This window comes from Mesorhizobium sp. AR10, assembly GCF_024746795.1.
GTDB lineage: Bacteria > Pseudomonadota > Alphaproteobacteria > Rhizobiales > Rhizobiaceae > Mesorhizobium.
Map to the genome: position 1 here is coordinate 3,786,435 of NZ_CP080524.1, position 13,116 is coordinate 3,799,550.

Below are 13,116 nucleotides of genomic sequence, written 5' to 3' on the forward strand. Positions count from 1 at the left end.
AAGCCTCTCCTGCCACCCTTCAGGAGAGAGACTGCCATGCGCCAGATAGACCGCCTTCCATTCGTTTTTGCCATCGCTCTCTTCCTGCTGGCGTGGCTGCTCGGTTTCCCGATGCGGGCGCAATCCGCGCCGCTGGGCGATGTCCAATGCACGCTGGTCCAGGATGCGGTGAGCGGCGAGACGCTCTACCGGGACGGCGTTTGCGACCAGCGCTTCAGCCCGGCTTCGACGTTCAAGGTGCCATTGGCGTTGATCGGCTATGACGCTGGCATCCTCAGCGACGAGCACACGCCGAGCTGGGACTACAAGCCCGAATTCAACGCGGTGAAGCGGGATCGAAAGACAGTCGATCCGACGATCTGGGAGCGGGACTCAGTCCTGTGGTATTCCCGTGAAATCACGAGCCGGCTCGGCGCCGAGCGTTTTGCCGGCTATGTGTCGAAGTTCGGCTACGGCAACATGGATGTCTCCGGCAATGCCGCCAAGAATGATGGCCTCACCCGTTCCTGGGTGAACTCCTCGCTTGAAATATCGCCCGTCGAGCAGACCGTTTTTCTGCATCGGATGCTTGCCGGCAAAATGCCGGTTTCGGCCACGGCTCACGAGATGACCAAGGCCATCATCCCGAGCTTCCAGGCGGGCGGCTGGACCGTGCAGGGCAAGACCGGGAGCACGAGGCTCGGCAGTGGCGGCAAGGACAAACGCTCGCTCGGCTGGTTCGTCGGCTGGGCGCAAAAGGATGAGCGTCAGATCGTGTTCGCCCGGCTCGTTGTCGATACGAAGCGGACCGACATGCCGAAGGGCCTCGCGACACGTGCGGCGTTCCTGAAAGACCTGCCCGATCTGATCAAGTGATTCACATCCGGCTTTACGGCGGCGGAATCTGCCCATAAAAGACAGCCCGCCGCCGGACGCATCCGGCATTTTACCACCCGCGCTCGTTTGCGGGACTGGATAGGAGATATCTCGTGCTGAATTCCGTTTCCCTGACATTTCCCGATGGCTCCGTCCGCGACTACGAAGCGGCGATGACCGGTGCCGGCCTAGCGGAATCAATCTCGAAGTCGCTGGCCAAGAAGGCCGTCGCCTACTCGATCGACGGCGTGGTGCGCGATCTTTCCGACCCGCTCGGCAAGTCCGGCAAGGTCGAGATCGTCACCCGCGAGGATCCGCGCGCGCTGGAACTCATCCGCCATGACGCAGCACACGTGCTGGCAGAAGCCGTGCAGGAACTGTGGCCGGGAACGCAGGTGACCATCGGACCGGTGATCGAGAACGGGTTCTACTATGATTTTGCCCGCAACGAGCCGTTCACGCCCGACGATTTCCCGGTGATCGAGAAGAAGATGCGCGAGATCATCGCGCGCAACAGGCCGTTCACCAAGCAGGTCTGGTCGCGCGAACAAGCGAAGAAGGTGTTTGCCGACAAGGGCGAGCGCTACAAGCTGGAACTGATCGACGCCATTCCTGAGGATCAGGATCTCAAGATCTATGCGCAGGGCGACTGGTTCGACCTCTGCCGTGGCCCGCACATGGCCTCCACCGGGCAGATCGGCAGCGCCTTCAAGCTGATGAAGGTGGCCGGCGCCTATTGGCGCGGCGATTCCAACAATCCGATGCTGACGCGCATCTACGGCACGGCCTGGGCCGACCAGGCACAGCTCGATGCCTATCAGACCATGCTGGAGGAAGCCGAGAAACGCGACCACCGGAAGCTCGGCCGCGAGATGGACCTGTTCCATTTCCAGGAAGAGGGGCCGGGCGTCGTCTTCTGGCACGCCAAGGGCTGGAAGATGTTCCAGAACCTGGTCAACTATATGCGCCGCCGTCTCGACGAGCAGGGCTACGAGGAGGTCAACGCACCACAGGTGCTCGACAAGAGCCTGTGGGAGACTTCAGGCCATTGGGGCTGGTATCGCGATGCCATGTTCAAGGTGACGGTCGCCGGCGACGATACCGACGACGACCGCGTCTTTGCGCTGAAGCCGATGAACTGTCCCGGCCACGTGCAGATATTCAAGCACGGGCTGAAATCCTATCGCGACCTGCCGGTAAAGCTTGCCGAATTCGGCAATGTGCATCGCTACGAGCCATCGGGCGCGCTGCACGGGCTGATGCGCGTGCGCGGCTTCACGCAGGACGATGCGCATATCTTCTGCACCGAGGAGCAGCTGGCGTCGGAATGCCTGCGCATCAACGATTTGATCCTGTCGACCTATGCCGATTTCGGCTTCGATGAGATCAGCGTCAAGCTGTCGACGCGTCCGGACAAGCGTGTCGGCACCGACGAAGCCTGGGACCACGCCGAGGCGATCATGGGCAGCGTGCTGGAGACGATCAGGGCTAAGTCGGGCAATCGCATCAAGACCTCGATCAATCCGGGCGAGGGCGCCTTCTACGGGCCGAAGTTCGAATATGTGCTGAAGGACGCCATCGGCCGCGAATGGCAGTGCGGCACCACGCAGGTCGACTTCAACCTGCCGGAGCGCTTTGGCGCCTTCTATATCGGTTCGGATTCGGAGAAGAAGCAGCCGGTGATGGTGCACCGCGCCATCTGCGGTTCGATGGAACGCTTCCTCGGCATCCTGATCGAGAACTACTCCGGCCATTTCCCGCTGTGGTTCGCGCCGCTGCAGGTGGTGGTGGCGACGATCACCTCAGATGCCGACGACTACGCCTTGAAGGTCGTCGCTCAGTTGAAGGCGGCCGGGCTCTTGGCGGAAGCCGACCTGCGCAATGAGAAGATCAACTACAAGGTGCGCGAGCACTCATTGGCCAAGGTTCCGGTCATCCTCGTCTGCGGCAAGCGCGAGGCGGAGGAGGAGACGGTCAACATCCGCCGACTCGGCTCGCGCGACCAGGAATCGCTTGGCCTTGGCCAGGCGGTGGCGCTGCTTGCCGAAGAAGCGGTAACACCAGACCGCAGGCGCAAACGCGCCGCCTGATCTGCACATTTTTTTACGAAATGGCGGTGGAGCGATCCACCGCCATTTTCATATCCCTGTCACGCCAAGCTTGTAACGAGCCCTCATGCTCAAGCTGAAGATGCGCGAAAGACCGTTTCCCGAGCTGTCCTACGCCAATCCGCGCCAGCGGGCGCTGACACGCTGGTTCATTCACTCCATCGAAGGTCTGTCAGGGCGCGACCGCTACGCTGCGCTCTATGATTTCTGGCGCCGCCAGGTGGTGCCGACCGGCGAGCGCGTGTTCAGCCGCATGCTCGAACTGATCGACGTCCGGGTGCGGACCGCCGATCAATGGCCGCCGGCCAAACTGCCCGACACGCCGCTGGTGATCGTCGCCAACCATCCGTTCGGCATCGGCGACGGCATTGCCGTGCTGTCGCTGGCCGAGCAGCTCGGGCGGCCGTTCCGCGTCATCATCCACAAGGATCTGCTCAAGATCCGCGAGATGGAACCCTATTCACTGCCGATCGACTTCTCCGAAACCAAAGACGCGCTCAGGAACAACATGGCGGTGCGCCACGAGGCAGTGCGGCTGTTGAAAGAGGGCGTCACCATCGTCGTGTTCCCGGCCGGCGGCGTCGCGACAGCGCCGAGAGGCTTTGGCCGGGCACGCGATCTGCCGTGGAAGATGTTTCCGGCCCGCCTCGTCCAGGATGCCAGGGCATCGGTCGTTCCGATGCATTTTTCGGGGCAGAACGGTCGGCTGTTCCATCTGGTCAGCGGCCCGATGAACATGGCCGAGCGCGACGGACGCGTGGCGAAATTCGTTGGCAAGGCATCGCTGACGCTGCGCATTTCCCTGCTCATCCACGAGTTCTCGCGGCTGTCCGGCAAGTCAATCGACGTGCGCGTCGGCGATGTGCTGAGCTGGAGCGAGCTGGAACCGTTGCGCGACCGCAAGGCGCTACTAGACCGTTTGCATCGCGGCGTCTTCGATCTTGGCGCCGGCCGCACCGCACGGCCGCGTCCACTTCCTGCCGCGACGTCTACGCAGGGCTGCCTGACGAGACGCTAGCTAATCTGCGCCTTCCTCGGGATCGATGGCCGAGGCTTCCGTAGCCAGAACCTCGATCTCCTTGTTCTGCCCGGCGACGACCGTGAAATCCTTCTGGTAGATGCGGTCGCGATTCTTGGCGATGATGGTGTAGTCGCCCTCGGCCAGCACCATCGAGGCAAAGGCGCCGACGGTTTCCTGGATAGGATCGCCGGATTCATTGAGCAGCGACCACGACGTGTCGGCGATCGCCTCGCCACCGGCCTCGCGCACCAGCTTCATGGTCATCTCGGCTGCACGATGCTCGACGGTGGCTTCAGTGAGCTTGCCGGCCTCGACGCGGATGTCGGAGCGGATCACCGCATTCACCGAGCCATAGTTCGAGACGACGTGGTAGGTGCCGGCATTCAGCCGTACGACGCTGTTCGGCTCGACATCGGGGATGATCAGCGCGTGGTCGCCATTGGCTTCGGTGCGACTTTCATAAATCGAGAAACGCAGTTTTTTCGGCGGTATGCGCACCCCGCCCGACAGCACGGCGTCGAGCTTGAGGCCGCCGGCATCGAGCACGAGGCTTTCGCGCTTGGCCTCCTTGCCGACCGTGATGCGCTTGGTGGCGCCGGCCCGACCGTAGGAGGCATGGACCAGATAGCTGCCAGGCTCGAGCTGGAACACGGCGGTGCCGCCATGGGCGGACGCGACCATCGGCAGCTTGCCGTCGCTGGCGGCTTCGGGCCTGAAGACGCGCCAGACGATGCCGCGCGTGATGTCGGTGCCCTTGTCGGTCAGCTGAGCCGACAGCGTGATCGCGCCACTGCTGCCCAAAGCGAGCGATGTTTCGCTCTTGGGGATTGCATAGCTCGAAATCCCGGGAAGTTTCAAATTGCTGATGCCGTCCGCGTTCTGCGCAACGGCCGAAGAAACCGGCACCATGAACAGTGCGGCGCCGAGCCAGATCAGGAAAAGACGTACTGTCCCCTCAAACATGCCTTGCGTTGAAGCTCAAGCCGGTGGCAATTTCAAGGCTTAAGAGTCCGATCGGCTTCTGCTAGAGAACTCTTTGTCTGGCGCGCGCCGCGCCAATGCCCGAGCCGCCCGAATTCCCGATGGCGCGCTTCAGCTCAAAATTGAGTGTTCCAGGAGACTTGCGCCTATGGTGTCGCCGATCATCGACTTTCTGTTGACCCGAAATTCCGCACCGATCCCGGAGTTGAAGGAACCAGCACCGAGCGACGCGGATATCGCGACGATGATTGCCGCCGCCACGCGGGTGCCCGATCACGGCCGGCTCGAGCCATGGCGCTTCGTCATCTATCGCGGCGAGGCACGCATCGAGATCGGCAAGAAGCTGGCAGCACTTGCCGAACAACGCGAAGGACCGCTACCCGAGAACCGCCACAACCAGGAACTGGCGCGCTTTTCGCGTGCGCCGCTGGTTATCGGCGTGGTGTCGAGCCCGAAGGAAAATCCGAAAATTCCGCAATGGGAAATGTTCCTGTCTGGCGGCATGGCGGCGATGAACCTGATGATTGCGGCCAATGCGCTGGGCTATGGCACCAACATGATCAGCAACTGGTATTCAGACGTGGCGGAGGGTAGGGCAATCCTGGGGTTGGCGCCGCATGAGCGCGTCGTCGGCTTCGTCCATATCGGCTCCTATCAAGGGCCGGCGCCGGAGCGGCCGCGGCCCGATCCGGCAAAGCTCTATGCCGACTATACGGGGCCGTGGGTGGGCTGAATGTTCTACGAGCCGTCGAAAGGGCATGGGCTTCCGCACGATCCGTCCAAGGCGATCGTGGCGCCACGCCCGATCGGCTGGATCTCAACCCTGAACAAGGCTGGCAAGATCAACCTCGCGCCCTATTCCTTCTTCAACGCTTTTTCGACGCGACCCTTCATCGTCTGGTTCTCGTCCGAAGGCGAGAAGGACAGCGCCACCTTTGCCGAAGAGACGGGCGAGTTCGTCGCCAATCTCGTCAGCCGCGAACTTGCAGAGAAAATGAACCGCACGGCGGTCGATGCGGCGCGCGGCGTCAGCGAATTCGACTATGCCGATCTGGCCATGGCGCCGTCACGCCTTGTTGCGCCGCCTCGCGTGGCGGCAGCGCCGGCGGCGCTCGAATGCCGGGTGACGGAAATCCTGCGGCCAAAGGCGCTGGATGGGACGCCGACGAGCGCGGTCGTCGTTGCGGGTGAGGTGGTCGGCGTCCACATAGAGGATGCTTATCTGAAGGACGGCACGTTCGACATCGTCAGGGCCGGCAATGTCAGCCGACTCGGTTACATGGACTATGCCAGCGTCAGCGAGATATTCTCGATGCGCCGGCCACGCTGGGGAAAGGACTAGATCCCCGCAGCCTTGGCTCGTGCCAGAAGCCGCTCTGCCAGCCGCAGATGCGGACGGTCGACCATCTTGCCGTCGATGCCGACCACGCCGGGATTTCCCGCTGCCTCGAATGCCGCAACGATCGCCAGGGAGTGTTTCACCGCTTCGGCCGAGGGCGTGAAGGCGGCGTTGATGACCGGCACCTGCGCCGGATGGATCGCCATCTTGCCGGTGAAGCCGTCGCGCTCGGCCCCGATGCATTCCGCTTCGAAGGCGGCCATGTCGCGAAAATTTGGGAAAACCGTGTCAATCGCCGCGACTTCGGCCGCACCTGCGGCGAGGATGGTCATGGTGCGGGCAAAGCGAAACACATCGGTGTAGCGGCCGTTCTCGTCGCGCGCCGTGCGTGCGCCGATCGCCGCCGACAGGTCTTCCGCACCCCAGGTGAGGCCGACAAGCCGCGCGCTTGCCTTGGCGTAGCTCGCAGCCGTAAGCACGCCGGCGGCAGTTTCGGTGATGATCGGCAGGATTTTTATGACGCCGTCCGGCAAGCCGTTTTCGGCTTCGTGCACCCTGAGCTTTGCCGAAAGCTGCTGGACATCCTGGCCGCTGTTCGACTTCGGCAGCATGACGCCATCGGGTTTTGCCGGAACCAGTGCGGCCAGATCCTCGTCGGTCAATCCGGTCGAGAGATCGTTGATCCGCACATAGACCTTGGACTTCGTCCGATGTCTCTGATCGGCGATGAAGCGCGCCGCGACGTTGCGTGCCAGCGACTTGTTCTGCGGCGCAACGGAATCCTCAAGGTCGACGATGACCGCGTCGGCACCGGCGCCAAAACCCTTTTCCAGCTTCTTTTCCGAATCGCCGGGAACAAAGAGCAGCGAACGCATGAACTAGATTGCCTTCTTCAGCATCATCGCCTGCCTAAGGCATTTGGCGACGAGGTCGCCGTTCTGGTTGTAGGCGCGGTGTTCGAACTCGACGATGCCGCGGTCCGGCTTTGATTTCGAATCGCGCACCGAGATCACCGTGGTTTCGACACGGATGGTGTCGCCGTGGAAAACCGGGTGCGGAAACACCGTCTCCTTCATGCCGAGATTGGCGACGGTGGTGCCGACGGTGATGTCGTTCACCGAAATGCCGATCATCAGGCCCAGCGTGAACAGCGAATTGACCAGCGGCTTGCCCCATTCGCTCTTGGCGGCGAAGTCGAAATCGATGTGCAGCGGCTGCGGGTTCAGCGTCATCACCGAAAACAGCATGTTGTCGCTTTCGGTGACGGTTTTGCGCAATGTGTGCTTGAAGACATGGCCGACGACGAACTCTTCGAGATAAAGCCCGGCCATGATCGATCTCTCCTCAGCTGCTTACGGGTTGATAGGCGCTGCCTATTCCGCTCGCAAGCCAGTTAATAAACATGGTGAACGCTTCGTAAACCATTTCTGCCTAGGGTCTCTACGGGGCCAGAACGGACTTGGGCTAGGGGCATAGCGGACGGCATGGTTGTTTCGCATTTCCTGAAATGGATCTACACGGCAAGGGTTTCGGAGCGTGCCGCGGCAGCGAGCGCGTTGGCCCGCGCCTACATCAACGCCGACCTGCCTTTCGAGGACCGCTGTGCAGCGGAAGCGGCACTGACGCTGCTGCTTGACGACGCCTCGTCGAAGGTGAGGCTGGCGATGGCCGAAGCGCTGTCGATGAGCCATCACGCGCCGCTGCAGATCATCAGCGCGCTGGCCGCCGACCAGCCGGAAGTGGCTGCTCTGGTGCTGGCGCGGTCGCCACTGATCACCGATGCCGACCTGATCGACCGCGTCGCCGGCAGCCAGAAGGCGACGCAGAAGCTGATCGCCGACCGGCCGGTCGTTTCGATGTCCGTTGCGGCGGCCATCGCCGAAATCGGTGAACCGGAAGCCTGCGCCACGCTTCTGACCAACAGCGGCGCCGACATCGCCTCGCTCAGCTTTCGCCGCATGGCCGAACGGCATGGTCATCTGCCTCAGGTCCGCGAGGCGCTGATATCAGACGCCCGCCTGCCGGCCGATTGCCGGCACATGCTGCTGATAAAACTTGGAGAAACACTCAAAACCTCGCCGCTGGTGATGGCGCTGATGGGCGCAGCCAGGGCCGAGCGCGTCATGCGCGACGCTTGCATCAAGGCTTCGGTGACGCTGATCGAAGGCACACGGCCGGAAGAACATGCCGCTCTCATCGAGCACCTGCGCCTGCGTGGCGATCTCACCGCAAGCTTTGTCATTCGCACCATCGCGCATGGCAAGGTCGACTTCTTCGGCTCGGCGCTGGTCGCGCTCAGCCAGCAATCCGAACAGCGGGTGAGGGCGCTGCTGGCCGGCGGGCACGACGTGGCGCTGCAGGCACTGTTCCGCAGCGCTGGCCTTGCCGCCGCCACCCATGCCGTCATCCTGCGTGCCCTGAAGATCTGGCGCGAGGTTGCCAATGGCAAGCGCGTCGCCGGCGTCCAGGAAGTCAGCTGGCTGATGCTGAAGGAGCTCGGCGGGCAATCCGCGGAAGGCGATCTTGCCGGGCTGGTCAAGTCGATCCATCTCGACGCGCTGCGCGAGAATGCGCGCGGACACGCGCTGGCGATTGCGGCCGCTTAATCCCTTGCGAAAAAATCGGGGAAATCTTCCATCGCCGCGGCGATGATGCGCAGCGAGGCTGCGATCTGCAGCATGTCCGCGGCGTCGCTGCGATCGGTGATGATAGCCGCATACTGCCTCGCGACAGCGACGGTCGCGGTTTGCGGCTCGCCGGGTCGGTGGAAAAGTAGTTCGCGCGCCAGTCCACGCAGGAAGTTGGTGATCGAAAGCGCTGTCTCGGGCGGGGTCGCCGCATTTTGCTGCGCGCCGCGCAGCCGCAGGATTTCAAGGCCGACGGTGACGGCAGCGATGCTGCCGTCCAGAATGGCGTCGCCCTTCTTGCCGACGCGCTGCATGAGCGGCATCAGCTGGTTGACCCGGTCATAGGCCAGGCTCTCGAAGGCCGAGCGTCGGGGCATGCGCTCATGCAGGCACAGCCGCGCCAGATTTTCGCGCATGGCTTGCACGATGCGGTTGATGGTGACCCAGGGATCGGCGGGCAGCACGACGACGAAGACGCCGGTGGCCAGCAGGATACCGACCAGGATCGATGCCGACTCGGCGAAGAACGGCCAGGGGGCATAGGTCATCGCCTGATGCGGGCTCAGGAACGCGAGGAAATTGATGGCGAAGGCGGTCGCGACGCCGACATAGCGTGGATTGGCCATCGCCAATGCAGCCGGTACCATGATCGGCACGACGAAGAGCGTGAACCAGCCGAAGCCGGGCAGGGCGGGAAGGGCGACCTGACCGACGAGGAACGCAAAGGGCAGGGCCAGCAATGTTCCCTTGAAGAAGCCCAGGCCGCCTGGACAGGGTCGGGGCGAGCGGCGAACAGGCTGGAGACAACGGCGACCAGAATGACTGTGCCCGCCGCCTCGGACCATTTCGTCGTCAGCCAGAAGGCGGCGACCAGCAGCGTGGCCAGTGCGGCACGCACCGCGTTGCGCCAGGCCGCATGGTAGTCGCGGTGGGCGACCAGCGCCGGCTGCTGCCGGTTACGGGTGGGGCGGGTGACGGGAGAGCGCAGCGCATCCAGGCCTCGCAGCACTTGCTTCAAGGCCTCAGCGAAATCGGCGGCAATGGTGAGGCGAGTGACGGTGCCAAGCCTGTCGTCGCCTTGCACTGTCGACAGGTCAGGCGTCTGCCGCGCCTTGGCGGCGATCGCGTCGAGCCGCGCCACCCAAGGTGTCGTGTCATCCAGCGCGCCCGGTTTGACCGCGAGTTCGCCGACAAAAGCCTGCAACTCGGTGCGCACGGGAATGAGCGCCGCATTCTTCGGTGCGGCATGGGCGTGTAGCGCCCTTGCAGCCGACAGCGCCGACAAAAGCTGACCGATGGTGCGCCTTACTGGATAGGCGCGCGTCGCGAAGCTTGGCGCTTCCAGCCTCGCATAGGTGCGCATCTCGCCGAGTGTCTGGGCGTCAACGATCAGTTTTCGGTGCTGGTCGGCAAGCATTGTCGCATCGCCGCTGGAGAAGGCGCCGCCGGCATAGGCGGCAAGGTCGAGAATGCTGCGCTTCAGCCTGGCGATAATGGCGTCGGCTGCCAGTTTCGGCAGGATCAGACGGCTGGTCAGGCCGGCGCAGACGATACCGAGCACGATTTCCGCACAGCGCGCGACGGCAAGATCGACGACGAGATGCGGCTGTCCGAACGCCGGAAGACCGATGATCATCGCGGTATAGCCGGCAAGGGCTGCGCCATAGGCTTCCGGGTTGCGCAGCAGCGACGAGACAAGCGTGCAGAGGCCGATCCAGACCGCCAGCGCGGTGACGAGAAGCCAGGGGCCGGTGCCGAAGACAGTGGTGATGCCGATCGCCGCCAGCCCGCCCGCCAGCGTGCCGAGCAGCCGGTAAATGCCTTTCGCCAGCACCATGCCGGCGACCGGCTGGGCGACGATGAACACGGTCATCATCGCCCATTGCGGGTGGTCGAGCTTGAGGGCGTAGGCGGCCAGAAGCGCGATCAGCCCAGCTGAGACGGTCCGAAGAGCGAAAATCCAGTCCGAGCGCGTCGGTCGTGTCAGGCCAGCGGCTCTCGTGCCGATATACTCGTTCAGCCGCGCCCAGGTCACATGCTCGTCTCCTAGAACGGCAAACTAGAATAGCGGGCGTTCAGATATCCAGCACTTCCGTCTCGGCGAATTCGGCGCGTTCCTGGATGAAGCGGAAGCGGGCTTCGGGTTTGGTGCCCATCAGTGCGTCGACCGCATCCTTGGTCGCGGCCTCGGCATCGATGACATCAATCCGGAGCAGCGTGCGCTTCTTCGGATCCATGGTGGTTTCCTTGAGCTGCGCGGCCATCATCTCGCCCAGACCCTTGAAGCGGCCGATTTCGACCTTGCCGCGCCCGGTGAACTCGGTGCGCAGCAGTTCGTCCTTGTGGCCATCGTCGCGGGCATAGGCGACCTTGCCGCCTTGCCGGATCGAGTAGAGCGGCGGCACCGCCAGATAGAGATGGCCGCCACGAACCAGGGCCGGCATTTCCTGGTAGAAGAAGGTGATCAGCAGCGACGCGATGTGGGCGCCGTCGACGTCGGCATCGGTCATGATGATGACCCGGTCGTAGCGCAAATCCTCGTCGCGGTACTTCGATCGCGTGCCGCAGCCGAGCGCCTGGATCAGGTCCGAGATCTGCTGATTGCCGGCCAGCTTGTCGTTGCCGGCGCTGGCGACGTTGAGGATTTTTCCGCGCAGCGGCAGCACCGCCTGGCTGGCGCGGTCGCGCGCCTGCTTTGCCGAGCCACCGGCCGAATCGCCTTCGACGATGAACAGTTCAGCACCAGCCGCGGCGTTCTGCGTGCAGTCGGCGAGCTTGCCGGGCAGCCGCAATTTGCGCACCGCGCTCTTGCGCGACACTTCCTTTTCCTGGCGCCGGCGCACCCGCTCGTCGGCGCGTGCGATCACCCATTCGAGCAGTTTCGAGGCTTCCTGCGGATTGTCGGCCAGCCAATGGTCGAACGGGTCGCGGATGGCGGTCTCGACGATGCGGATCGCCTCTATCGTCGCCAGCCTGTCCTTGGTCTGGCCGACGAATTCCGGCTCGCGGATGAACACCGACAGCATGCCGGCGGCCGAGATCATCACGTCTTCCGAGGTGACGATCGAGGCGCGCTTGTTGCCGACCAGGTCGGCATAGGCGCGCAAGCCCCGAGTCAGCACATTGCGGAAGCCGGCCTCGTGCGTGCCGCCTTCGGCGGTCGGAATGGTGTTGCAATAGGAATTGATGAACCCGTCGCCGCCGAACCAGGTCACCGCCCATTCGAGCGAGCCATGGCCGCCCTGCTTGTCGCTTTTGCCGGCAAACATTTCGCGGGTGACCTGGAACTCGTCACCGAGCGAGGCCTTCAGATAGTCCTTGAGGCCGCCTGGAAAATGGAACTCGGCCTTGGCCGGCGTCGTGTCCTTTTCCTTGATCAGCGACGGATCGCAGGTCCAGCGGATCTCGACGCCGCCGAACAGATAGGCTTTCGAGCGCGTCATGCGATAGAGCCGTGCCGGCTCGAATGCCGCACCCTTGCCGAAAATCTGCTCGTCGGGATGGAAGCGGATTTTTGTGCCGCGCCGGTTGTGCACTTCGCCGAGCTGCTCCAGGCCGGTCACCGGAACGCCGCGCGAAAATCTTTGCCGGTAAAGTTGCCGCCCCCGCGCGACTTCGACCTCGAGGTGGTCCGACAGTGCGTTGACGACGGAGACGCCGACGCCGTGCAGACCGCCGGAAGTTTCATAGACCTTGGAGTCGAACTTGCCGCCCGAATGCAGCGTCGTCATGATGACTTCGAGCGCCGGCTTCTTGAATTTCGGGTGCGGATCGACCGGAATGCCGCGGCCATTGTCGGTGACCGACAGATATCCGTCGGCGGAAAGCTCGACATCGATGAAGGTCGCGTGGCCGGCGACCGCCTCGTCCATCGAATTGTCGATGACCTCGGCGAACAGATGGTGCATCGCCTTGTCGTCGGTGCCGCCGATATACATGCCGGGCCGGCGCCGCACCGGCTCAAGCCCTTCCAGCACCTCGATGTCGGCCGCGCTGTAGCCCTCGCTGCCGTCGCGCGTTGCTGCCGGACGCTTCGCTGCCTGCACCAACGGGTCTGCCGGGCGCGGCGTTGCGCGAGCCGGTTGCGGCTGCTTGTCCAGATTGCCGAAAAGATCGTTGTTGTCGTCCATGCCTGGCTGGATTCCGATGCTGCGAATCACTCTCCGATACTGCCACGCTTTTGAG

Annotated in this window: 10 protein-coding genes and 1 pseudogene; 6 read left to right on the plus strand and 5 right to left on the minus strand. The window is 63.4% G+C overall.

The features are described 5' to 3' along the window. Positions 1-36: 36 nt before the first annotated feature. The 3 genes from blaOXA (at position 37) to LHFGNBLO_RS21790 (ending at position 3,981) form a co-directional block, all read left to right on the plus strand. Positions 37-855 (plus strand): class D beta-lactamase, encoded by an 819-nt coding sequence (gene blaOXA, locus LHFGNBLO_RS21780; RefSeq protein WP_258601410.1) that lies wholly within the window; start codon positions 37-39, stop codon positions 853-855. 113 nt (positions 856-968) lie between these two features. After that, positions 969-2,945 (plus strand): threonine--tRNA ligase, encoded by a 1,977-nt coding sequence (gene thrS, locus LHFGNBLO_RS21785; protein ID WP_258601411.1) that lies wholly within the window; start codon positions 969-971, stop codon positions 2,943-2,945. A gap of 85 nt (positions 2,946-3,030) precedes the next feature. Further along, a complete protein-coding gene (locus LHFGNBLO_RS21790; protein WP_258601412.1) occupies positions 3,031-3,981 on the plus strand; it encodes a lysophospholipid acyltransferase family protein in 951 nt (316 codons plus the stop codon). Here LHFGNBLO_RS21790 and LHFGNBLO_RS21795 read toward each other — a convergent pair whose 3' ends face one another. Continuing rightward, positions 3,982-4,947: a hypothetical protein gene (locus LHFGNBLO_RS21795; RefSeq protein WP_258601413.1), complete on the minus strand. Its 966-nt coding sequence runs from the start codon at positions 4,945-4,947 to the stop codon at positions 3,982-3,984. A 166-nt stretch (positions 4,948-5,113) separates the two neighbouring features. Here LHFGNBLO_RS21795 and LHFGNBLO_RS21800 point away from each other — a divergent pair, with 166 nt between their 5' ends. Beyond that, positions 5,114-5,698, plus strand: coding sequence for a nitroreductase (locus LHFGNBLO_RS21800; RefSeq protein WP_258601414.1), 585 nt, complete (start codon positions 5,114-5,116; stop codon positions 5,696-5,698). Next, positions 5,699-6,307, plus strand: a complete 609-nt coding sequence (locus tag LHFGNBLO_RS21805) for a flavin reductase family protein (RefSeq protein ID WP_258601415.1) — start codon at positions 5,699-5,701, stop codon at positions 6,305-6,307. It abuts the gene before it with no gap. Here the strand turns inward: LHFGNBLO_RS21805 and LHFGNBLO_RS21810 are convergent. After that, the gene (locus tag LHFGNBLO_RS21810) at positions 6,304-7,179 is read right to left on the minus strand and encodes an HpcH/HpaI aldolase/citrate lyase family protein (protein ID WP_258601416.1); all 876 of its coding nucleotides are present in this window, start codon (positions 7,177-7,179) and stop codon (positions 6,304-6,306) included. The two genes, LHFGNBLO_RS21805 and LHFGNBLO_RS21810, sit on opposite strands and share 4 nt — an antisense overlap. 3 nt (positions 7,180-7,182) lie before the next feature. Next, positions 7,183-7,635 carry a MaoC family dehydratase gene (locus tag LHFGNBLO_RS21815; RefSeq protein ID WP_258601417.1) on the minus strand — a complete coding sequence of 151 codons (453 nt, stop codon included), beginning with the start codon at positions 7,633-7,635 and terminating at the stop codon, positions 7,183-7,185. 153 nt (positions 7,636-7,788) lie between these two features. Between LHFGNBLO_RS21815 and LHFGNBLO_RS21820 the strand changes: the two genes are divergently transcribed. Further along, the gene (locus tag LHFGNBLO_RS21820; RefSeq protein ID WP_258601418.1) at positions 7,789-8,910 is read left to right on the plus strand and encodes a DUF2336 domain-containing protein; all 1,122 of its coding nucleotides are present in this window, start codon (positions 7,789-7,791) and stop codon (positions 8,908-8,910) included. On the opposite strand, the pseudogene LHFGNBLO_RS21825 reads toward LHFGNBLO_RS21820, so the two are convergent. Next, a pseudogene (locus LHFGNBLO_RS21825) lies at positions 8,907-10,966 on the minus strand (FUSC family protein). The gene LHFGNBLO_RS21820 and the pseudogene LHFGNBLO_RS21825 overlap by 4 nt on opposite strands. Positions 10,967-11,006: 40 nt before the next feature. Then, on the minus strand, positions 11,007-13,061 hold the full coding sequence (gene parE, locus LHFGNBLO_RS21830) for a DNA topoisomerase IV subunit B (RefSeq protein ID WP_258601419.1): 2,055 nt from the start codon (positions 13,059-13,061) through the stop codon (positions 11,007-11,009). Positions 13,062-13,116: the final 55 nt, after the last annotated feature.

Excerpts from the sequence above, each read along its gene's own strand:
- blaOXA (WP_258601410.1), top strand. The coding sequence starts at position 37 with ATGCGCCAGATAGACCGCCTTCCATTCGTTTTTGCCATCGCTCTCTTC.
- LHFGNBLO_RS21790 (WP_258601412.1), top strand. The coding sequence starts at position 3,031 with ATGCTCAAGCTGAAGATGCGCGAAAGACCGTTTCCCGAGCTGTCCTAC.
- LHFGNBLO_RS21795 (WP_258601413.1), bottom strand. The coding sequence starts at position 4,947 with ATGTTTGAGGGGACAGTACGTCTTTTCCTGATCTGGCTCGGCGCCGCA.
- LHFGNBLO_RS21800 (WP_258601414.1), top strand. The coding sequence starts at position 5,114 with ATGGTGTCGCCGATCATCGACTTTCTGTTGACCCGAAATTCCGCACCG.
- LHFGNBLO_RS21805 (WP_258601415.1), top strand. The coding sequence starts at position 5,699 with ATGTTCTACGAGCCGTCGAAAGGGCATGGGCTTCCGCACGATCCGTCC.
- LHFGNBLO_RS21810 (WP_258601416.1), bottom strand. The coding sequence starts at position 7,179 with ATGCGTTCGCTGCTCTTTGTTCCCGGCGATTCGGAAAAGAAGCTGGAA.
- LHFGNBLO_RS21815 (WP_258601417.1), bottom strand. The coding sequence starts at position 7,635 with ATGGCCGGGCTTTATCTCGAAGAGTTCGTCGTCGGCCATGTCTTCAAG.
- LHFGNBLO_RS21820 (WP_258601418.1), top strand. The coding sequence starts at position 7,789 with ATGGTTGTTTCGCATTTCCTGAAATGGATCTACACGGCAAGGGTTTCG.
- parE (WP_258601419.1), bottom strand. The coding sequence starts at position 13,061 with ATGGACGACAACAACGATCTTTTCGGCAATCTGGACAAGCAGCCGCAA.